The following is an 18,902-nucleotide window of genomic DNA, read 5'->3' on the forward strand; positions in this document are numbered from 1 at the left end:
CTCGCCGACCCCGACACCCTGCACCACACCCCCATCGGCGTCTTCCGCTCCGTCGACCGGCCCGTCTACGACACCCTCATGGCCGACCAGCTCGATACCGCCGTCCAGCAGCACGGCAAGGGCGACCTCGCCACCCTCCTCACCGGCGGCGACACCTGGACCGTCGTGGGCTGAACCCCGCCGACGGCCGGAACGAGGCCCGGGTGCCCTACGGCACCCGGGCCTCGTCGTACGCCTGCCGGGCGGCGAGGACGTCGGCCATCCGCTTCTCGGTCCACAGCGCCAGGTCGCGCACCTGCTCGGCCGCCTCGCGGCCCAGGCCGGTGAGGGAGTAGTCGACGCGCGGCGGGATGACCGGCTTGGCGTCGCGGTGGACCAGGCCGTCGCGCTCCAGGGTCTGGAGGGTCTGGGTGAGCATCTTCTCGCTGACCCTGCCGATCGCCCGGCGCAGTTCGCTGAAGCGGTACGGGCGCTCCAGCAACTGGATCAGCACCAGCACCCCCCAGCGGCTGGTCACATGCTCCAGGACCAGCCGGTGCGGGCACATCGCCTCGGCCTCGCTCCGCCGACCACCATCACTTACCGTCACGCCAGTACCTTACTCCAAGGTGGGTACTTTCCATTAGTTAGCGCAACCCTTAGGGTGAGTGGCATACCGCAAACGCATCCCCACAGGAGTTCTGCACCATGAGCATCGTCGTCACCGGCGCCACCGGACACCTCGGCCGTCACGTCGTGGAACAGCTGCTGGAGAAGGTTCCGGCCGAGCAGGTCACCGCCGTCGTCCGCAGCGCGGAGAAGGCGGCGGACCTCGCCGCGCGCGGCGTCCGGATCGCGGTCGCCGACTACAACGCCCCCGAGACCTTCGACGGCCTGTTCGCGGCCGGCGACAAGGTCCTGCTGGTCTCCGGCAACGAGTTCGACAAGGGCCGGGTGGGCCAGCACCGGGTCGTCATCGACGCCGCGAAGGCCGCGGGTGTGGCCCTGCTCGCGTACACCAGCGCCCCCGGCTCCCTGACCGCCGCGCTCGCCGACGACCACCGCGGCACCGAGGAGGCGCTGCGGGGCTCGGGCGTTCCGTACGTGCTGCTGCGCAACGGCTGGTACCACGAGAACTACACCGAGAACCTCGCCCCGGTGCTCGCCCACGACGCGGTCGTCGCCGCCGCCGGCGCGGGCCGGGTCTCCTCCGCCTCGCGGGCCGACTACGCGGCCGCCGCCGTCGCCGTGCTGACCGGCGAGGGACACGAGAACAAGACGTACGAGCTGGGCGGCGACGAGGCGTGGAGCTTCGCCGAGTACGCGGCCGAGCTGAGCCGGCAGACCGGCAGGGAGATCGCCTACCGCCCGGTCACGCCCGAGGTGCTCACCGGCATCCTGGCCGGCGCCGGGGTGCCCGAGCCGATGGCCGCCGTGCTGGCGGGCGTGGACGCCTCGATCGAGAAGGGGGAGCTGGTCGTCGACAGCGGCGACCTGTCCCGGCTGGCCGGCCGTCCGACCACCCCGCTCGCCGAGGCCGTCGCCGCCGCGCTCAAGGGCTGACCCGGAGGGCCGCCGAACCCGCCATCCCCGCCCGTCATGACCGTATGCCGGTACGGACATGACACGCGGGGGTGTCCGGCGTTACCGTCGTCCGGCGGACATCGCGCGCGTGCGCGGGCACCGCGGGAGACAGGGCGCGCGTCGGACACGAAGGAGGGATCCATGACCGGGAAGCCGGCCGCGGAGCGGCGCACAGGATTGCTGAACGGCTTCGCGGCGTACGGGATGTGGGGGCTCGTCCCGCTGTTCTGGCCCCTGCTCAAGCCCGCCGGAGCGGTGGAGATCCTGGCCCACCGGATGGTCTGGTCCCTGTTCTTCGTGGCCGCCGCCCTGCTCTTCATACGCCGCTGGGCCTGGCTCGGCGAGCTGCTGCGGCAGCCGCGCAGGCTGGCGCTGATCACGGTCGCCGCGGCGGTCATCACCGTCAACTGGGGCGTCTACATCTGGTCCGTGAACTCCGGGCACGTCGTCGAGGCCTCCCTCGGTTACTTCATCAACCCGCTGGTCACGATCGCGATGGGCGTGCTGCTGCTGAAGGAGCGGCTGCGGCCCGTGCAGTGGGCGGCGGTCGGGGTGGGCGCCGCGGCGGTGCTCGTCCTCACCATCGGTTACGGCCGGCCGCCGTGGATCTCGCTCTGCCTCGCCTTCTCCTTCGCCACGTACGGACTGGTGAAGAAGAAGGTCAACCTCGGCGGCGTCGAGTCGCTGGCCGCCGAGACCGCGATCCAGTTCCTGCCCGCCCTCGGCTATCTGCTGTGGCTGAGCGCCCGGGGCGATTCCACGTTCGCCGCCGAAGGGGCCGGGCACGCCGCGCTGCTCGCCGCGACCGGGATCGTCACCGCGCTCCCCCTGGTCTGCTTCGGCGCCGCCGCGATCCGCGTGCCGCTGTCCACGCTGGGCCTGCTGCAGTACCTGGCCCCGGTCTTCCAGTTCCTGCTCGGGGTCCTCTACTTCAAGGAGGCCATGCCGCCCGAGCGCTGGGCCGGTTTCGCGCTGGTGTGGCTGGCGCTCACCCTCCTCACCTGGGACGCGCTGCGCACCGCCCGCCGGGCCGCCCGCACGCTCGCCGGGAAGACCGGGACGACCGGGACGACCGGGACGACCGGGACGACCGGGACGACCGGGACGACCGGGACCGGCGTGCCGGCCGGCACCGCGGGCGCGGCTGCGCACCCGAGCGCCGGGAGCGTGCCCGCCGTGGCCGAGGCGAACCGGCCGGCGGCCAGGCCGTAGAAGCGGGCGTTGTCGGAGCGGCGTCCTATAACTGGTCGTATGACGCAGACACCGACACCGCCCACCCCCGTGCACTGGAAGGTCGTCGTCGACGCGGCCGACCCGCACGCGCAGGCCGACTTCTGGGCCGCCGCCCTCCGGTACGTGGTCGAGGACAACAGCGCGCTCATCGGGAGACTGCTGGCCGCGGGCGCCGTCCCGGCCGAGCTGACCGTCGAGTCCCACGGCCGCCGGGCGTGGCGGGACCTGGCGGCGGTACGGCACCCCGACGACCCGTACGAGGAGGAGAGCGGCACCGGCCGTGGACGGCGGCTGCTGTTCCAGCGCGTGCCGGAGGAGAAGACGGTCAAGAACCGGCTCCACCTCGATCTGCATCCCGGTGCGGGGCGCCGCGAGGAGGAGCTCGCACGGCTGGAGGGGCTCGGCGCGCGCGTGCTCCGGCGGGTGGCGGAGCCGTCCGGGGGATGGCTCGTGATGACGGACCCGGAGGGCAACGAGTTCTGCCTGCACTAGGGGGTTCCGCCCTGTTCTCCCCCGTTCTCCCCCGTTCTCCCCTGTTCTCCCCTGTTCTCCCCGTCCTCCCCCGAGACGGAGGCCTCTCAGGGCTGCCGGGTGCGGGCGCGTTCGGTCAGCCGGCCCATGCGGGCGCGGGCGGACTCCAGCTCCTCGATCTCGTCGGCGGCGGGCCCGTCCTCGGCGGTGAGCTGGGTCCACAGGGCGATCAGCTCGTGCCCGAGCTCCAGTCCGAGCAGCGGGTCGCGCACCGCGCGCCAGGCGGTCGCCGCGCTGCGGACGTTGCCGTAGGCGGCCTCCGCGTCCCCCGCGCGGCGGCAGATCACGGCGAGGTCGAGGGAGATCCGGAAGGCGCGCAGCGGCTCACCGGCCAGGTAGGCGATGTACGCGGCGAGTTCGCGCAGCCGCAGCACCTCCGGGTGCTCCGCCCCCAGGGTTCCCGAGGCCTCCGCGACGGTCTCCCCGGCCAGCCGGGCCGCCGTGTCGAGCCTGCCCGCCCGGACGGCCTCGTTGATCCGGGCCATGGGTTCGGCGAGGTGGTTCTCGCCGGCGGGGGGCTCGTCGCCGAGCACCGCCTCCGCCACGGCGTCGAACCCGCGGGGCGGGGTGGGCCCGGGGTCGGGATCGAGCGCGAACCCGGCGGACGGTGCGGCTTCGGGTGCCGGGAGCAGACCGGGGCGCGGCTTCGCGTCCATGGCCGGGGGCGGGCCGAACTCGCCCGTCGGGGGCGCGACCGTGCCGGGCGGCGTGGCCCGCTCCGCCCCGGGGACGGCCCGTGGTTCGAACGTCGGTACGGCGTCCCGGGGGGCCTCCGTCCCGGGCACGGGGCGCAGCTCGAAGGTGAGGGCGGCGTCCCGTACGGGAGCCGGTCCGGACGTCCCTTCCGGCGCCGGCCCGGGGAGGGGGCGCAGCAGGTGCGTCGGCCGGTCCGCGCCGGGCTCCCGCGCCGGCGCGGTCAGGACCGGCTGTGCCGTGAAGTGGCTGGAGCCGTCCGGGTCGACCCGGAGCGGGACGACGCAGCCGATGCGTTCGTCGTGCACGGTGGCGAGGACGGCGTGACCGGAGGCGATGGCGATGCGGTGGAGGCGGTTCAGCACCGCCTGCTGGATCTCCTCGCCGGGTCCGGCGATCACCGTCGCACCGCCGACCGACGCCCCGCCCGCGTCCGTCCCACCCGCGGGGACCCGGACGTCGATCGGCGCTGCCGCAAGGTTCGCCGCGTGCGCGGCCTGCTGCTGTTCCCGCTTCTTCTCGCGGCTGAGTCGAGACATCGTTCCCTCATTCGGGTCGTACACCTGCTGTCGAGTCTGTCCGTTCGCTCGCGCTTCTCACGTCACCGCGTTGTCACAGGCTCGTCCCAACGGCCGTCCGCGCCGGTTTCCCGTCCGCCGGCGGCATGAGGATCGAGGTGGCGAGCAGGAGAGGGGACATGGGACAGGGACCGGAGATCTGGATCCGCGGGCCGGTGGCGGTGCCGGAGACGGCGGAGCCCGACCCCGCGCGGGCGGCGGCCCGCCGCTTCTCCTGGGTCGGCCTGCACGGCGGCGCGGGCGTCTCCACGCTCGCCGCGGTCTACGGCGGTCACGACGGCGGCCGCGCCTGGCCCGGCCCCGCCGGTCCGCGGTCGGTGCTGTTCGTCGCCCGGACCCATGCGGCCGGCCTGGACGCCGTGGTGCCGGCGGTGGAGGCGGTCCGGCGCGGTGAGTCGCCGCAGGGGCTCGATCTGGACGCCGTGGTCCTGGTGGCGGACGCGCCGGGACGGTTGCCGCGTCCCCTCGTCCACCGGATCCGGCTCATCGAGTCGGTGATCGACGTGTACCGCGTGCCCTGGGTGGACGAGTGGCGCCTGGGTGACCTGTCCGGCCGGCCGCCCCGCGGGACGGAGCCGCTGGCCCGCCTGACGGGCGCGCCGCGCTGAGCGGGCACCGCGGCTGATCTCAAGAGGGGTACGGGTGCTGGACGGTCGGGGACAGGGCTCTGGTGCGTCCCTCTCGGTCGAGGGGATCGCGTCCGCGGTGCGCGGGCGGCGGCTGCGGGCCGTGGACGTGGTCGCGGAGGCGCTGGAGCGGATCGAGCGGGCCGATCCGGCGCTGTGCGCGTTCCTCGCGGTGTGGGGCGAGGAGGCGCTGCGGCGGGCGGACGAGGTGGACACGCGGGTCGCCGCCGGTGAGCGTCTGCCGCTGGCCGGGGTGCCGGTCGCGGTCAAGGGGCGGCACGGGCTGCGTGCGGCGGGGCCGCTGCTCGCGGCCGGTGGTGTCGCCGTGGGCGCCACCTCGGTGCCCGGTCCGGGAACGGCCTGGCAGACCTGGGGGCTCGGGGCGCGCGGCCGTACCGTCAATCCGTGGCGGGCGGACCGTACGCCGGGCGGCTCCTCGGCCGGGGCGGCGGTGACGGTGGCGGCCGGGCTGGTGCCCCTGGCCACGGGCAGCGACGGGGCGGGCTCGGTGCGGATCCCGGCGGCGTGGTGCGGGGTCGTCGGGCTGAAGGTCACCGGCGGCCGGCTCCCCTCGGCCGACCGTACGGGCCTGGCCGCGCCCGGAGTCCTCGCCCGCACGGCCTCGGACGCGGCGGCCTGGTGGCGGGTGGTGTCGGAGCGGCCCACCGCCGTCGAGGTCCCCGCCTCCTGCCCCGTCTCCGCGTGCTGGTCCCCCGACCTCGGCTTCGCCGGCCCCGACGCGGAACCCGTCGCCCTGGCCCGGGCGGCGGTCGGCCGGCTGGCCGACGCCGGGGTCGTACGGCTCGTACGGTCCTCGTCACCGCCGCGGCTCCTCGATCCCGCGTCCGCCTGGCTCACCCTGCGCACCCCCGGTGCCGGCCTCGCCGACGCCCACCGCGTCCGGGCGGAGAACGACCGGCGCCTGGACGCCCTCTTCACCGGTGCCGACCTGCTGCTCACCCCCACGGCACCCACCGCGCCGCACGGCCACGACGGCCCCGGCGAGCTCTATTCGACCGCGCTCACCTGGGCGTTCAACCTCAGCGGGCACCCCGCGCTGAGCCTCCCGGCCGGATTCGGCGCCGACGGCTGCCCGGCGGGGCTCCAGCTGGTCGCGCCGCGCGGGCGGGAGGACCTGCTGCTCGCGGTGGCCCGGGAGGCGGAACGGCGCGGGGCGGCCGCCACCGGATGAGCGCCCGGCGTCCGGAGCCGCGCCGCACCCGTTGACATATAAATGCACGTGCATATAATGCAGATGCCTGTAATTGACGTACGCCGACTATCTGGGGATGACCATGGCCCGCCGTTTCCTCTTCGTCCTGGGCAGCTCCCGCCCCGACGGAAACACCGAACTGCTGGCCCGCCGGGCCGCCGAGCAGCTGCCCCCGGACGTGGAGCAGCGGTGGATCGACCTCGCCGCCCACCCCCTGCCCGACTTCAAGGACCTGCGCCACGACAGCGACCACGTCCGCCCCACGGAGGGCGCCGTCGCCCTGCTGCTGGACGCCACCCTCGCGGCGACGGACCTGGTGATCGCCTCACCGCTGTACTGGTACTCGGTGTCCGCGCAGACCAAGCGCTACCTGGACCACTGGGCGGGCTGGCTGCGCACCCCCGGCCTGGACTTCAAGGCGACCATGGCGGGACGGACCCTCTGGGGCGTCACCGCGCTCGCGCACGAGGAGCCGGAGGTCGCCGATCCGCTGGTGGGCACGCTGAACAACTCGGCCGCCTACATGGGGATGCGCTTCGGCGGCGTCCTCCTCGGCAACGGCAGCAAGCCGGGTGACGTGCTCAAGGACACGGAGGCGCTGGCGCGGGCCAAGACGTTCTTCGCGCGGGAAGCGCCCCTCGCCCGCTTCCCGTACGAGGCCGGCTGACCCCGGCACCGCCTCACCAGCCGAGCTGTCCCTCGCCCAGGACCCCGCTGCCGATGTGGGCGGCGAGCTTCCGGGCGCGGGGCAGGGAGGACGGGGTACGCCCGTGAGTTGCCCATGGGCGGAACCGTCACACGCGCCGGTCCGCCCGTGCCACCCCGTTTCCCCTACGCGGTGATGTCCTTCGAGGTGAACCGCGCCCAGGCCGCCGAGCCGAACACCGCCGCGTAGAGGGCCTGGAGGCCGAGATTCTTCGTCAGGTCGTCCCAGTAGACCGGTTCGCGCATCAGGTCGGCGAAGGACAGCCAGTAGTGGGAGAAGAGGTAGGGGTGCAGGGCGTGCAGCTGGGGGATCTGGTCGAGGATCTGGACCGTGATCAGCAGCCCGACCGTGGTCGCCATCGCCGCGATGCCGCTGTTGGTCAGCGTCGAGACGAACAGGCCGAGCGCCGCCACCCCGATCAGCGACACGGCGACGACCAGGGCGATCAGCAGGGCTCTGGCCAGTCCCTCGGAGAAGCTGATCCGGGTGCCCGAGATGGTCGTGAGGTCGCCCAGCGGGAACAGCAGCGCGCCGGTGGCCAGGGCCGACACCGCGACCACGAGGGTGGCGACCAGACAGAAGGCCATGACCGTCGCGTACTTGGTGAGCAGCAGGCGGCTGCGGCCCGCGGGGGCGACCAGGAGGTAGCGCAGGGTGCCGGCGTTCGCCTCGCCGGCGATGGCGTCGCCCGCGACGACCCCGATCGCCATGGGCAGGAAGAACGGCAGTGTGGCGGCGAGCGCGGTGAAGACCAGGAACAGGCCGTTGTTGGTGATCTGCGAGATGAAGGCCGGTCCGCCCCCGCCCCCGCCGCCGGCCGACGAGCCGTCACCGGTCTCGATCCGTACGGCGACGCCGACCAGGACCGGCACCGCGGCCAGCACCCCGAGCAGGGCGAGGGTGCGCCAGCGCCGGAAGGTGGTGAGCAGTTCGTTGCGCAGCAGTCCGAGGGTCCACAGCGGGTTCGCCCTCCGCACCGCTTCAGCCCGCGACATCGAAGCCCTCCCCGGTCAGTGCCACGAACGCGTCCTCCAGCGAGGCCCGCTCGGCCCCGAAGCCGCGCACCCGGACACCTGCGGTGACCAGTGCGGCGTTCACCTGGGCGAGGTCGTGCCCGGGCACCTCGCCGGTCACCCGCTCCCCGTCCACGACGACGTCGGCGACACCCTGCTCCTTGAGTACCCGGGCCGCGTCCGCCGGGTCGGGCGTGGTCACCACCAGCCGGCCCCGGGCGCCCGCGGCCAGGTCGGCGACCGGCCCCTGGGTGATCAGCCGGCCGCGGGCCATCACGGCGGCGTGGGTGCACACCTGCTCGATCTCGTCGAGCAGGTGGGAGGAGAGGAAGACGGTGGTGCCGTCCGAGGCCAACTCGCGCACCAGCGTGCGGATCTCCCGCATGCCCTGCGGGTCGAGACCGTTGGTCGGCTCGTCCAGGACGAGCAGCCGGCGCGGCCGGAGCAGGGCGGCCGCGAGGCCGAGTCGCTGCTTCATGCCGAGGGAGTACGCCTTCGCCTTCTTGCCGGCCGCGGCCGTGAGGCCCACCCGGTCCAGGGCGGCGGCGACCCGGGCGCGCCGGGTGCGCGGGTCCGCGGTCGGGTCGGCGGCGTCGTGGCGCAGGAGGTTGTCCCGGCCGGAGAGGAAGCCGTAGAGGGCCGGTCCCTCGATGAGGGCGCCGATGTGGGGCAGCACGGCGCGCGCGGAGCGCGGCATGGGGCGCCCCAGGACGTGCGCCGTGCCGGAGGTCGGTTCGATCAGGCCCATCAGCATGCGGATGGTGGTGGTCTTGCCGGAGCCGTTGGGGCCGAGGAAGCCGAAGACGCTGCCCGCCGGGACGGTCAGGTGCAGACCGTCGACGGCGAGCTGTCCGCCGCGGTAACGCTTGGTGAGCGCGCGGGTGGCGATGACGACACCGTCACCCGGGTGCGCGCCGTCCGGCTCCTCGGCGGACGTGTTGCCCATCGGCTCCCTCGTTCCCTGTCACGTCGTCACGTCGTCACGTCGTAAGGTTCCGGGGCCCTACTTCCCCGCGTCGGCCGCCTTCACGAGCGCGTCCTTGGTGACGGCGCCCGCGTAGACCTTGCCGTCCTCGGTGATCAGGGCGTTCACCAGGCGGGTGCTGAACACCGTGCCGGTGCCGAACCCGCCCTCGACCCGGTCGCCGAGCGAGCCGAGGAAGCCGCCGAGATCGCCGCCGGCCCCGCCGGTGGGCAGAGCGCCCTCGCCGCCGGTGTCGAAGGCGGCGACGGAGTTCCAGCCCTCGCCGAGCATCTTCAGCCCGTCGAGGCCCTTGGCCAGGTCCTCCTCGGACTTCGGGGCCTTCTCCGGCTTCCCGGAGTGCTCCCGGCCCTGGTCGAGTTCGCCGTCCTCGGTCACCTCGGCGCCCTTCGGCGGGGTGAACTCGAAGGTCGACGCGGCCGGCCGGTCGAAGCTCACCTTGGTGAAGCCGACGTCCACGACGGCCGCGCCGCCGCTCGACGGGGTGAGCGTGAACTTCAGCGGCACACCGGTCTCGTGGTCGACCGCGATGCTGATCGCGCCGACCGTGGAGCCGGACTGCCGGGGCTTGACGACCAGCTTGTACGCGTCCCGGCCGGCCACCTGGGCGGTGCCGTCGACCGTCACGGACGTGGTGTCGTCGACCGCCTTCAGCGCCTCCTCGGCGAAGCCGTCCGGGGTGGTGGGGGGCTGCTGCTCCCGGGCCTCGCCGGACTCGTCGACCGTGCCGTGGTAGACCTCGTTGGACGCGCTGTCGTACCCCCAGACGTCCGTGCCGTTGTGGATCAGGCTGTACTCGGCGGCGTTCTCCAGGAGCGACACCTTCTGCCGGTCCGGGCCGTCGGCCGCGACGCGCAGGGTGTGCGTGCCGGACGCCAGTTCGGCCAGCTTCGCGGACGGGTCGGCCGAGGAGCCGCCGTCCCCGTCCCGCCCCGCGGCGCCGGACGTGAGGCCGCTCTCCAGGCCGCCGAGGTCCGGCAGGCCGAGGTCCGTGGTGATCTTCACGGTGCCGGAGAACCGCTCGACGTCCGACTTCGCGATCTTCTCGATCAGCTGCGCGGCGGTGATCTCCGGCAGGTCGGGGTCGCCGGAGTCGGCGAGCGCGGGGACCAGACCGATGGTCGCGGCCGCCACTCCCATCACGGTGACCGGGACGACGTACCGCGCGGCCCTGCGCCGTCGTGTGCGCGGCTCGCCGGCCTCCCCCTCGGTCGTCATGTCGTCGGATTCGTACGGTGCCATGTGTGCCCTACCTCCGTGGTCGGCGGCGGCTTCCGTCTCGTGTCCTCGCACCAGTCTCACCCCGAGCCGCCATTCTCACCCGAACCGGTGAGAAGTGGTGTTGTCCGTCGTGGTCCATCCGACCAAATCCGGCGGGCGGACGCGTCAGCCCCCGGACGCAACTCCACGTACTGCTGGGGTATGACACGGAGGACGGTTTCCTCCCCCGACCAGTAGGGGTCGCGGGGGAGTTCGGGCCGGCTCAGCCCGCGCGGTGCACCACCGCGTCGCACAGCTGCACGAGTGCCGTCTTCGCCTCGCACTCCCGCAGCGGGGCCAGTGCCGCGCGCGCCTCCTCGGCGTACCGCACGGTGTCCCGGCGGGCCTGCTCCAGCGCGGGGTGGGCGCGCAGCAGCCGCAGCGCCTCGGCGTGCCGGGCGTCGTCGGTGAGGTCGGAGTCGAGCAGCTCGCACAGGGCGATGTCGTCGGCCCGTCCGAGCCGGGCCGCCCGTTCGCGCAGCCGCAGCACGGGCAGGGTGGCGATGCCCTCGCGCAGGTCGGTGCCGGGGGTCTTGCCGGACTCGTGGGAGTCGGAGGCGATGTCCAGGACGTCGTCGGCGAGCTGGAAGGCGACGCCGAGCCGCTCGCCGTACTGGGTCAGCACGTCCACGACCGTCTCCTCGGCCCCGGACATCATCGCGCCGAACCGGCAGGCGACGGCGACCAGCGAGCCGGTCTTGCCGCCGAGCACGTCGAGGTAGTGGTCGACCGGGTCGCGGCCGTCCTGCGGTCCCGCGGTCTCCAGGATCTGCCCGGTGACCAGCCGCTCGAACGCCTCGGCCTGCACCCGCACGGCCTCCGGTCCGAGGTCGGCCAGGATGTGCGAGGCCCGCGCGAAGAGGAAGTCGCCGGTGAGGACCGCGACGGAGTTGCCCCAGCGGGCGTTCGCGCTGTCGACCCCGCGCCGCACCTCGGCCTCGTCCATCACGTCGTCGTGGTACAGCGTGGCCAGGTGGGTGAGCTCCACGACCACGGCCGAGGGCACGACACCGTGCGCGTAGGGGTCGCCGAACTGGGCGGCGAGCATCACGAGCAGCGGGCGGAACCGCTTGCCGCCGGCCCGCACCAGGTGCTGGGCGGCTCCCGTGATGAAGGGGACCTCACTCTTGGTGGCCTCGAGCAGTCCTTCCTCGACAGCCGTCATCCCGGCCTGGACATCGGCTTCCAGAGCCTGGTCCCGCACGCTCAGCCCGAACGGCCCGACGACGGTCACGAGGGGTCTCCTGTCTGCTGGTGTCCACTGGCGGTTACACGGAATGTCGATAGGTCGCTGCCATCACTCAAGTCAGCGTATCCGGTCACGTTTCGATCACCGCCAGCGCCCGGGGTTACCGGCAGGGCGGCACGGAATCAAGGGCGGAGCGCTTTTGATCGTTTGATAACAACGGACATTCTCAGACTTTCCCGGACGTAGTAATCCACTCCTCGACCCGGCCCCCGACCCGCCTCCCGGGTCGCGGTTCACCGCGCGCACCATCCTGCCCCTCCCGGCGTCCGATTTGCCGCAAATACTGAGCGAATTCCGCTTGGCGATAAATGCGCTCACAGGCAATCCCCAGTGAAGTGGCTCACGCGCGAACCGATACCCCCACCACGGGCCGCCACCCGCCTTCTCCCCCTCCGCGACACGGAGTTGACCCTTGGCACTCGCAAAGGATCAAGTGCCTCAAAACCCCCATTGCAAGATCAAACGGCGCCTTGTGTGATTCCCGCACTTGTTCCCGACATGTGCTCTCGCATACGTTCCCGGCCTGCCGGGTGGACGCCTAATCCTGCCGCCGCCCGCATCAACCGACGACGATCACTCAGCACGGCAGGAGTGGGGGACCCAGGTAGGCCGCCGGGCCGGACACGCGCCGGAACGGCTAGGGGTGAAGCCATGCCCGCAGGGGCACGGCCGGGCACTCTCCCGCCCGAACCCGACAGCTCACCTCGCAGGCGTAGGAGAGGAACCCAGACATGCCTGCTTACGGTCAGCACCGCCGCCGCCTCGCCCGTTCCCTCGCCGTCGCCGGCGTCGCCGTGGTCGCCCTGCCGCTGTTCGGCGCGACCAGCGCCTCCGCGGCCACCACCGAGCCGACGACGACCGCCGCCACCTCCGTGACGGCGTACCCGGACAACCTCGACGGCTGGATCCGCGAGGCGCTGGACGTCATGGCGCAGAACGGCATCCCGGGCAGCTACGAGGGCATCCACCGCAACATCATGCGCGAGTCCTCCGGCAACCCGGCCGCCGTCAACAACTGGGACTCCAACGCCGCCGCCGGCACCCCGTCGAAGGGCCTGCTGCAGGTCATCGACCCGACCTTCCAGGCGTACCACGTGCCCGGCACCGCCTTCGACCCGTTCGACCCGGTCGCGAACATCGCGGCGGCCTGCAACTACGCCGCCGACCGCTACGGCTCCATCGACAACGTCTTCGGCGCGTACTGAGCCACCCGCTGGGGGGCGAGCGTCATCGCCCCGCCGAACAGTCGCTCGAGGACGACGGCCACGCCGTCGTCCTCGTTCGACGTGGTGACCTCGTCCGCCACCGCCTTCAGTTCGGGATGCGCGTTGGCCATGGCGACGCCGTGGGCCGCCCAGTCGAACATGGGGATGTCGTTCGGCATGTCACCGAAGGCGATCGTCCGCTCCGGGCTCAGCCCCAGGTGTTCGGCGGCGAGCGCCAGCCCGGTCGCCTTGGTCACCCCGCACGGCTGGAGCTCCACGGTGCCCGGCCCCGACATGGTGACCGTGGCCAGTGAGCCGACCACCGACCGGGCCGCCGACGCCAACGCGTCGTCGGACAGGTCCGGGTGGCGCAGCAGCACCTTGCTGATCGGCCGGTCCCAGAGCTGCCCGCGCCGCCCGACCCGCACCGCCGGCAGGGTCGGGTGCGGCATCAGGTAGCCGGGCTCGATCAGCGTCAGCCCGTCGACCCCGTCCTGGTCGACCGCGGCGTACACCTCCCCCACCTCGGCCTCGATCTTGCCGAGCGCGGTCTCCGCCAGTTCCCGGTCCAGCGTCACGGACCACAGCAGCCGGTCCGCGCCGGCGTCGTACACCTGCGCGCCCTGTCCGCACACCGCGAGCCCCGTACCGCCGAGGTCGTCCAGGAGCGGCCGCACTCTGGGGGCCGGGCGTCCCGTCACCACGAGGTGCTGCGCACCGGCCCGCCCCACCCGCGCGAGCGCGGCGAGGGTCCGGTCGGAGAGGGTGTCGTCGCCGCGCAGCAGCGTCCCGTCCAGGTCGGTGGCGATGAGCGAGCAATCGGTGGGTGCGGCCATGATCAGAGAATACGGACAACCCGACGGCCCTATTCCCCCTGCCCGTTTGCGCTCGTTTTCGGTGCGGTTCCCTTCTCTCGACTTCCCTCGACACCGGGTAAGGACCGGTTCAGGACTCTTTCCCCGTTTGGCGAGAACATGGTCCGCTATCTACCGTCCGCCCGGTCCCGGGCGGTGCCTTCCAGGAGTCCAGGGGGACTTGATCGGGGGGTCGGGTGAGCGGTGGACGCGTGCGCGTGCTGAGGCCCGGGGAGCTCGGCGAGGGGGAACCAGAACGCCGGCGGGAACTGCGCGACGCGACGGACGCACCGCGCAGCCCCTTCACGGAACCGGAGTTCAGCGTCGCCGCGGCCCGGGTGCGGCCGCCGGCCCGGGCGCCCACGCATTGGGAAAGGCTGAAGACGGAGGCCGCGCCCCAGGCCCCGACCGGCCGCCCGCCGACCACGCTGCCGATCGCGTGCGCCCCGTCCTCGATCAACGGAGGGAGAAGCGGCGCATGGTCCCCCGCGGGCCCGCGCCCCGTCCCCGCCGGCCCCTCCGGTCGCCGACGCCGGTGCGCCACCACGTCGGCTCTGCCCAAGACCGCCGTCCCACCCGTAACGTGTGGCATGGCCACGGACACGTGGAGCACCTGCGCACACGAAAGAGAGGCAGCACCCGATGCCCCCCTTCGATGTCCCCGAGGGCGACCCCTTCGGCCCGCACAACCTGCCGTACGGCGTGTTCTCGCCCCCCGGTTCGTCGGAGCGGACCGTGGGCGTCCGGCTCGGCGACCACGTCCTCGACGCCGGCGCGGCGGCGCACGCCCTGGGCTCGCCGTACGCCTCCCTGCTCGCCCGTCCGACCCTCGGCCCGCTGCTGGCGGCGGGCCGCACGGCCTGGTCGGACGTGCGGCGGGCGCTCACGGCGTGGGTGACCGTCCCGGCGCACCGGGAGACCGTCGAGCCGCTGTTCCACCCGCTGTCCGAGGTGACCCTGCACCTCCCCTTCGAGGTCGCGGACTACGTCGACTTCTACGCCTCCGAGAACCACGCCCGGAACGTCGGCAGGATGTTCCGCCCCGACGCCGCCGACTCCCTGACCCCCAACTGGAAGCACCTACCGATCGGCTACCACGGCCGCGCCGGCACGGTCGTGGTCTCCGGCACCGACGTCGTGCGCCCCTCCGGCCAGCGCAAGGCGCCCACGGACGCCGCCCCGGTCTTCGGGCCGTCCGTCCGGCTGGACATCGAGGCCGAGGTCGGCTTCGTGGTCGGCGTGCCGTCCGAGCCCGGCCGGCCGGTGCCGCTCGGCGACTTCCGCGACCACGTCTTCGGCCTCTGCCTCCTCAACGACTGGTCCGCCCGCGACATCCAGGCCTGGGAGTACGTCCCCCTCGGCCCGTTCCTCGGCAAGTCCTTCGCCACCTCGGTGTCGGCCTGGATCACCCCGCTGGACGCCCTGGAGGAGGCGCGCGTCGCGCCGCCGGAGCGCACGCACGAGCTGCTGCCGTACCTGGACGACGCGGACGAGGAACCCGGCGGCTACGACCTGCGGATCACCGTCACCGTCAACGGCCATGCCGTCTCCGAACCGCCCTTCTCCACCATGTACTGGACGGCCGCCCAGCAGCTCGCCCACATGACCGTCAACGGCGCCTCCCTGCGCACCGGCGACCTCTACGGCTCCGGCACGGTGAGCGGCCCCGCCGAGCGGGAACGCGGGTCGCTGCTCGAACTGACCTGGAACGGCCGCGACGCCCTCGAACTCCCCGACGGCAAGCGGACGTTCCTGGAGGACGGTGACGTGGTGACGCTGTCGGCCTGGGCGCCGGGCCCGGACGGCGTCCGCGTGGGCCTCGGCGAGGTCACGGGACGGGTGGTCCCCACGGTCTGACCCGTCCGGCCCTCGCCGATCCTCCACGACCCCTGACCCGCACCGCCCTTCGCCGTCATACTGGGCGTCGGGCGGTGTGCGCGTTCGCGCCGCGCTCCCCCGTACGTCCCGCACGCCCCCAGCACGACCCGAAGCCGCCCTCTTCCGACAGGATCCGGAGCCCGTGGCATGACCGTCTGCCTGCTCCTGCTGAGCGTTGTCGCCGTGACGGCCGCCGTGCCCGTCCCCCGGGCACTGACCCGGTCGAAGTGGCCGGAACGAGAGCCGGTGGTCGCCCTGTGGGTGTGGCAGTGCCTGGTCGCCACCGTCCTGCTGTGCTGCGTCACGGCTCTCGCCCTGGGCGCAGCCGCCGTCTTCGGCACCGTCCGCGCCCAGCTCTTCGCCCCGGCCCCGCCCGCGGTCACCGCGGCGTACGACCTGTCCGCCGCCTCGCCGTGGGCGACCGCCCTCACCATGCTGCTAGCGTGCGGGGCCGCCTGGACGACGGCCATGCTCGGGCGCGAACTGGTCGAGGCCCGCCGCCGGCGCGTCCGGGCCCGGGCGCATCTGCGGGAACGCGCCCCCGACCTGCCCGCCGGCCTGCCCGCGGCCCGCGGCCCCCTGCTGGTGCTCGAGGACGAGTACCCCGACGCCTGGTGGATGCCGGGCAGCCCGCCCCAGCTGATCGTCACCACCGGCGCCCTGCAGCGGCTCACCGACCACCAGCTCGACGCCGTCCTCACCCACGAGCGGGGCCACGCCCGCGCCCGCCACGACTGGCTGCTGCACCTCTCCACCGCGCTGGCCGGCGGTTTCCCCCGGATTCCGCTGTTCGCGCACTTCTGCGAACAGACCCATCGCCTGGTCGAACTGTCCGCCGACGACACGGCCTCCCGCCGCTGCGGCCACCTGACCACGGCACTGGCGCTGATCGAACTCAACCAGCACCGCGGCGTGCTGTCCTGCGCCTCCAGCCACCGCCTGCTCGGCGAACGCGTCGACCGCCTCCTGGCTCCCCCGCCCCGGCTGGGCCGCCGCCACCGCGCCCTGACCACGGCGGCGGCGTCCCTGGTCCCCTTCGTCCCCCTGCTGATCACCTTCGCCCCGGGCCTGACGGCACTGCCGTGACGCGACGGCGGGCGATCGTGCCGCAGGGCGACGGGGGTCCCCGCTCATGGGGGTCCCCCCGCTCGAGCGAAGTCGAGAGTGGAGGAGGGTGGGCGCACCGGCGCACCGCCGACGCCGGGCTGCGCAACACTCCCCGCCCGGCCCGGCCACGCGGCACCTATGTCCAGTCGGGCTCCGGCTCTTCCTCGGGCCAGTCGTCCGGGTGGCCGGGGTCCTCGGACGCGGCACCGACACCGCCGTCCCCCGGTGCCTTCAGCCCGGCCAGTACTGCCACCACCCCCTCCCCGTACGTCGCCAGCTTCTTCTCCCCCACCCCGCTGATCCCGCCGAGCTCCCCCACCGACGTGGGCCACACCGTGGCGATCTCCCGCAGCGTGGCGTCGTGGAAGACGACGTACGCCGGGACGCCCTGCTCGCGGGCCTGCTCGGCGCGCCAGGCGCGCAGCGCCTCGAACGCGGGCTGAAGCTCTTCGGGCAGCTCGGCCGCGGCGGCCCTGGCCTTGCGCTCGCCCCGGCCGCTCGTGCCCCGGGCCGCCGCCGGCTTCTTCGGCTCCTTGCGCAGCGGCACCTCCCGCTCCCGCCGCAGCACCGCCCCGCTCGCCCCGGTCAGCACCAGCGTGCCGTACTCCCCCTCGACGGCGAGCAGCCCCTGGGCGAGCAACTGGCGCACCACGCCCCGCCATTCCGCCTCGGTCAGCTCCTCACCGATGCCGAACACCGACAGCTGGTCGTGGTCGAACTGGATGACCTTGGCCGTGCGCCGCCCCAGCAGGATGTCGACGATCTGCACCGCGCCGAACTTCTGCCCGCGCTCCCGCTGCAGCCGCACCACCGTGGAGAGCACCTTCTGCGCCGCGACGGTCCCGTCCCAGGTCTCCGGCGGGGTGAGGCAGGTGTCGCAGTTGCCGCAGCCCGCCGGGTCGGGGTCCTGGCCGAAGTAGGCGAGGAGCCGGCCGCGCCGGCACTCCACGGTCTCGCACAGGCCGAGCATCGCGTCCAGGTGCTGGCCCGCCCGCCGCCGGAACGCCTCGTCGCCCTCACCGGACTGGATCAGCTTGCGCTGCTGTATGACGTCGTTGAGCCCGTACGCCATCCAGGCCGTGGACGGCAGCCCGTCGCGCCCCGCGCGACCCGTCTCCTGGTAGTAGCCCTCGACGGACTTGGGCAGGTCGAGGTGGGCGACGAACCGGACGTCCGGCTTGTCGATGCCCATGCCGAACGCGATGGTCGCCACCACGACCAGGCCCTCCTCCCGCAGGAACCGCGCCTGGTGCGCGGCGCGCGTCCGCGCGTCGAGGCCCGCGTGGTACGGCACCGCCTCGATGCCGTTGCGGGAGAGGAACTCGGCGGTCTTCTCCACCGAGTTGCGCGACAGGCAGTAGACGATGCCCGCGTCCCCCGCGTGCTCCTCGCGCAGAAAGCTCAGCAGCTGCTTCCTGGGGTCCGCCTTGGGCACGATCCGGTACTGGATGTTGGGCCGGTCGAAGCTCGCCACGAAGTGCCGGGCGTCCGGCATGCCGAGCCGCTCGGTGATCTCCCGGTGCGTGGCGTGCGTGGCCGTCGCCGTGAGCGCGATGCGGGGCACGTCCGGCCACCGCTCGCCGAGCACCGACAGCATGAGGTAGTCCGGCCGGAAATCGTGCCCCCACTGGGAGACACAGTGCGCCTCGTCGATCGCGAAGACGGAGATCTTGCCGCGCGAGAGCAGGTCCTGGGTGCTGTCCAGCCGCAGCCGCTCCGGTGCGAGGTACAGCAGGTCCAGCTCGCCGGCGAGGAACTCCGCCTCGACGACCCGCCGCTCGTCGAAGTCCTGCGTGGAGTTCATGAACCCGGCCCGCACGCCCAGTGCCCGCAGCGCGTCCACCTGGTCCTGCATCAGCGCGATGAGCGGGGAGACGACGACTCCCGTGCCCGGCCTGACCAGAGCCGGAATCTGGTAGCAGAGCGACTTTCCGCCACCGGTCGGCATGAGCACGACCGCGTCGCCGCCCGTGATCACGTGCTCGATGACCGCTTTCTGCTCGCCGCGGAAGGCGTCGTACCCGAACACCCGGTGCAGCGCGGCCAGCGCCTCGCTCTCCGTCACTGCCATCCCGCCACTACCGCCCGTCACCGTGCCCCCGTGAGCCGTCCCTCGACCACTGCCTCCACGATAGGGGTCCGCACCGACAGCCCCGGAGTTTTCCACAGGCCGCCCGCCCGACGACTTCGGCCCGACCCCCTCCAGGGGTG

The 18,902-nt window shown here is 73.4% G+C and carries 17 protein-coding genes, 2 pseudogenes and 1 riboswitch; of the genes and pseudogenes, 10 read left to right on the forward strand and 9 right to left on the reverse strand.

The genetic code is table 11. The annotated features are described in order from the left end of the window. A pseudogene (locus tag ACFY3N_RS26840) lies at positions 1–174 on the forward strand (2-oxoacid:ferredoxin oxidoreductase subunit beta); the annotation flags it as partial. Between the two features lie 34 nt (positions 175–208). Here the strand turns inward: ACFY3N_RS26840 and ACFY3N_RS26845 are convergent. Further along, positions 209–547 (reverse strand): winged helix-turn-helix transcriptional regulator, encoded by a 339-nt coding sequence (locus ACFY3N_RS26845; RefSeq protein WP_390819467.1) that lies wholly within the window; start codon positions 545–547, stop codon positions 209–211. A 140-nt stretch (positions 548–687) separates the two neighbouring features. On the opposite strand from ACFY3N_RS26845, the gene ACFY3N_RS26850 reads away from it, so the two are divergent. From ACFY3N_RS26850 to ACFY3N_RS26860, 3 genes are all read left to right on the forward strand, one after another. Beyond that, entirely contained in the window at positions 688–1,542 is an 855-nt protein-coding gene (locus tag ACFY3N_RS26850; protein ID WP_390819306.1) for an SDR family oxidoreductase, read from the forward strand. Positions 1,543–1,704: 162 nt separating this feature from the next. Continuing rightward, positions 1,705–2,775 carry an EamA family transporter RarD gene (rarD, locus tag ACFY3N_RS26855; protein WP_390819308.1) on the forward strand — a complete coding sequence of 357 codons (1,071 nt, stop codon included), beginning with the start codon at positions 1,705–1,707 and terminating at the stop codon, positions 2,773–2,775. Positions 2,776–2,814: 39 nt separating this feature from the next. Beyond that, positions 2,815–3,288: a VOC family protein gene (locus ACFY3N_RS26860; protein ID WP_390819309.1), complete on the forward strand. Its 474-nt coding sequence runs from the start codon at positions 2,815–2,817 to the stop codon at positions 3,286–3,288. Positions 3,289–3,374: 86 nt separating this feature from the next. Here the strand turns inward: ACFY3N_RS26860 and ACFY3N_RS26865 are convergent, their stop codons facing one another. Beyond that, positions 3,375–4,559 carry a tetratricopeptide repeat protein gene (locus ACFY3N_RS26865; protein ID WP_390819310.1) on the reverse strand — a complete coding sequence of 395 codons (1,185 nt, stop codon included), beginning with the start codon at positions 4,557–4,559 and terminating at the stop codon, positions 3,375–3,377. A gap of 158 nt (positions 4,560–4,717) precedes the next feature. On the opposite strand from ACFY3N_RS26865, the gene ACFY3N_RS26870 reads away from it, so the two are divergent. The 3 genes from ACFY3N_RS26870 to ACFY3N_RS26880 all read left to right on the forward strand — a co-directional run bounded on the left by ACFY3N_RS26870 (position 4,718) and on the right by ACFY3N_RS26880 (position 7,104). Further along, on the forward strand, positions 4,718–5,206 hold the full coding sequence (locus tag ACFY3N_RS26870) for a DUF6668 family protein (RefSeq protein ID WP_390819311.1): 489 nt from the start codon (positions 4,718–4,720) through the stop codon (positions 5,204–5,206). A gap of 34 nt (positions 5,207–5,240) precedes the next feature. Continuing rightward, positions 5,241–6,416 (forward strand): amidase, encoded by a 1,176-nt coding sequence (locus tag ACFY3N_RS26875; RefSeq protein WP_390819312.1) that lies wholly within the window; start codon positions 5,241–5,243, stop codon positions 6,414–6,416. Positions 6,417–6,519: 103 nt separating this feature from the next. After that, positions 6,520–7,104, forward strand: coding sequence for a flavodoxin family protein (locus tag ACFY3N_RS26880; protein ID WP_390819468.1), 585 nt, complete (start codon positions 6,520–6,522; stop codon positions 7,102–7,104). A 164-nt stretch (positions 7,105–7,268) separates the two neighbouring features. Here ACFY3N_RS26880 and ACFY3N_RS26885 read toward each other — a convergent pair whose 3' ends face one another. The 4 genes from ACFY3N_RS26885 to ACFY3N_RS26900 all read right to left on the reverse strand — a co-directional run bounded on the left by ACFY3N_RS26885 (position 7,269) and on the right by ACFY3N_RS26900 (position 11,632). Beyond that, positions 7,269–8,138, reverse strand: coding sequence for an ABC transporter permease (locus ACFY3N_RS26885; protein ID WP_390819313.1), 870 nt, complete (start codon positions 8,136–8,138; stop codon positions 7,269–7,271). Then, positions 8,125–9,102, reverse strand: coding sequence for an ABC transporter ATP-binding protein (locus ACFY3N_RS26890; protein WP_390819314.1), 978 nt, complete (start codon positions 9,100–9,102; stop codon positions 8,125–8,127). The genes ACFY3N_RS26885 and ACFY3N_RS26890 overlap by 14 nt, the downstream gene beginning before the upstream one ends. A gap of 57 nt (positions 9,103–9,159) precedes the next feature. Beyond that, entirely contained in the window at positions 9,160–10,380 is a 1,221-nt protein-coding gene (locus tag ACFY3N_RS26895) for an outer membrane lipoprotein carrier protein LolA (protein WP_390819315.1), read from the reverse strand. A gap of 241 nt (positions 10,381–10,621) precedes the next feature. Next, entirely contained in the window at positions 10,622–11,632 is a 1,011-nt protein-coding gene (locus tag ACFY3N_RS26900) for a polyprenyl synthetase family protein (protein ID WP_390819316.1), read from the reverse strand. Positions 11,633–12,204: 572 nt separating this feature from the next. After that, a riboswitch (cyclic di-AMP (ydaO/yuaA leader) is annotated at positions 12,205–12,373 on the forward strand. Between the two features lie 5 nt (positions 12,374–12,378). Here ACFY3N_RS26900 and ACFY3N_RS26905 point away from each other — a divergent pair. Beyond that, the gene (locus ACFY3N_RS26905; protein ID WP_390819317.1) at positions 12,379–12,852 is read left to right on the forward strand and encodes a transglycosylase SLT domain-containing protein; all 474 of its coding nucleotides are present in this window, start codon (positions 12,379–12,381) and stop codon (positions 12,850–12,852) included. On the opposite strand, the gene ACFY3N_RS26910 is transcribed toward ACFY3N_RS26905, so the two are convergent. Beyond that, positions 12,816–13,688, reverse strand: a complete 873-nt coding sequence (locus ACFY3N_RS26910; RefSeq protein WP_390819318.1) for an HAD family hydrolase — start codon at positions 13,686–13,688, stop codon at positions 12,816–12,818. The genes ACFY3N_RS26905 and ACFY3N_RS26910 overlap by 37 nt on opposite strands. A gap of 361 nt (positions 13,689–14,049) precedes the next feature. After that, positions 14,050–14,169: pseudogene (locus tag ACFY3N_RS26915) on the reverse strand (DegT/DnrJ/EryC1/StrS family aminotransferase); the annotation flags it as partial. A 179-nt stretch (positions 14,170–14,348) separates the two neighbouring features. Here ACFY3N_RS26915 and fahA point away from each other — a divergent pair. Together fahA and ACFY3N_RS26925 are read left to right on the forward strand one after the other, a co-directional pair. Then, positions 14,349–15,563 carry a fumarylacetoacetase gene (fahA, locus tag ACFY3N_RS26920; RefSeq protein WP_390819319.1) on the forward strand — a complete coding sequence of 405 codons (1,215 nt, stop codon included), beginning with the start codon at positions 14,349–14,351 and terminating at the stop codon, positions 15,561–15,563. A 168-nt stretch (positions 15,564–15,731) separates the two neighbouring features. Next, the gene (locus ACFY3N_RS26925; RefSeq protein WP_390819320.1) at positions 15,732–16,670 is read left to right on the forward strand and encodes a M56 family metallopeptidase; all 939 of its coding nucleotides are present in this window, start codon (positions 15,732–15,734) and stop codon (positions 16,668–16,670) included. A gap of 157 nt (positions 16,671–16,827) precedes the next feature. On the opposite strand, the gene recQ is transcribed toward ACFY3N_RS26925, so the two are convergent. Next, positions 16,828–18,762 (reverse strand): DNA helicase RecQ, encoded by a 1,935-nt coding sequence (recQ, locus tag ACFY3N_RS26930; protein ID WP_390819321.1) that lies wholly within the window; start codon positions 18,760–18,762, stop codon positions 16,828–16,830. Positions 18,763–18,902 lie beyond the last annotated feature (140 nt).

The sequence above is a fragment of the Streptomyces sp. NPDC000348 genome (genome assembly GCF_042898795.1).
Classification (GTDB): Bacteria; Actinomycetota; Actinomycetes; order Streptomycetales; family Streptomycetaceae; genus Streptomyces.

What these genes read in the sequence shown, in the direction of transcription:
- ACFY3N_RS26845 (WP_390819467.1), bottom strand. Translation starts at nt 547, where the DNA reads ATGTGCCCGCACCGGCTGGTCCTGGAGCATGTGACCAGCCGCTGGGGG.
- ACFY3N_RS26850 (WP_390819306.1), top strand. Translation starts at nt 688, where the DNA reads ATGAGCATCGTCGTCACCGGCGCCACCGGACACCTCGGCCGTCACGTC.
- rarD (WP_390819308.1), top strand. Translation starts at nt 1,705, where the DNA reads ATGACCGGGAAGCCGGCCGCGGAGCGGCGCACAGGATTGCTGAACGGC.
- ACFY3N_RS26860 (WP_390819309.1), top strand. Translation starts at nt 2,815, where the DNA reads ATGACGCAGACACCGACACCGCCCACCCCCGTGCACTGGAAGGTCGTC.
- ACFY3N_RS26865 (WP_390819310.1), bottom strand. Translation starts at nt 4,559, where the DNA reads ATGTCTCGACTCAGCCGCGAGAAGAAGCGGGAACAGCAGCAGGCCGCG.
- ACFY3N_RS26870 (WP_390819311.1), top strand. Translation starts at nt 4,718, where the DNA reads ATGGGACAGGGACCGGAGATCTGGATCCGCGGGCCGGTGGCGGTGCCG.
- ACFY3N_RS26880 (WP_390819468.1), top strand. Translation starts at nt 6,520, where the DNA reads ATGGCCCGCCGTTTCCTCTTCGTCCTGGGCAGCTCCCGCCCCGACGGA.
- ACFY3N_RS26885 (WP_390819313.1), bottom strand. Translation starts at nt 8,138, where the DNA reads ATGTCGCGGGCTGAAGCGGTGCGGAGGGCGAACCCGCTGTGGACCCTC.
- ACFY3N_RS26890 (WP_390819314.1), bottom strand. Translation starts at nt 9,102, where the DNA reads ATGGGCAACACGTCCGCCGAGGAGCCGGACGGCGCGCACCCGGGTGAC.
- ACFY3N_RS26895 (WP_390819315.1), bottom strand. Translation starts at nt 10,380, where the DNA reads ATGGCACCGTACGAATCCGACGACATGACGACCGAGGGGGAGGCCGGC.
- ACFY3N_RS26905 (WP_390819317.1), top strand. Translation starts at nt 12,379, where the DNA reads ATGCCTGCTTACGGTCAGCACCGCCGCCGCCTCGCCCGTTCCCTCGCC.
- ACFY3N_RS26910 (WP_390819318.1), bottom strand. Translation starts at nt 13,688, where the DNA reads ATGGCCGCACCCACCGATTGCTCGCTCATCGCCACCGACCTGGACGGG.
- fahA (WP_390819319.1), top strand. Translation starts at nt 14,349, where the DNA reads ATGCCCCCCTTCGATGTCCCCGAGGGCGACCCCTTCGGCCCGCACAAC.
- ACFY3N_RS26925 (WP_390819320.1), top strand. Translation starts at nt 15,732, where the DNA reads ATGACCGTCTGCCTGCTCCTGCTGAGCGTTGTCGCCGTGACGGCCGCC.
- recQ (WP_390819321.1), bottom strand. Translation starts at nt 18,762, where the DNA reads ATGGCAGTGACGGAGAGCGAGGCGCTGGCCGCGCTGCACCGGGTGTTC.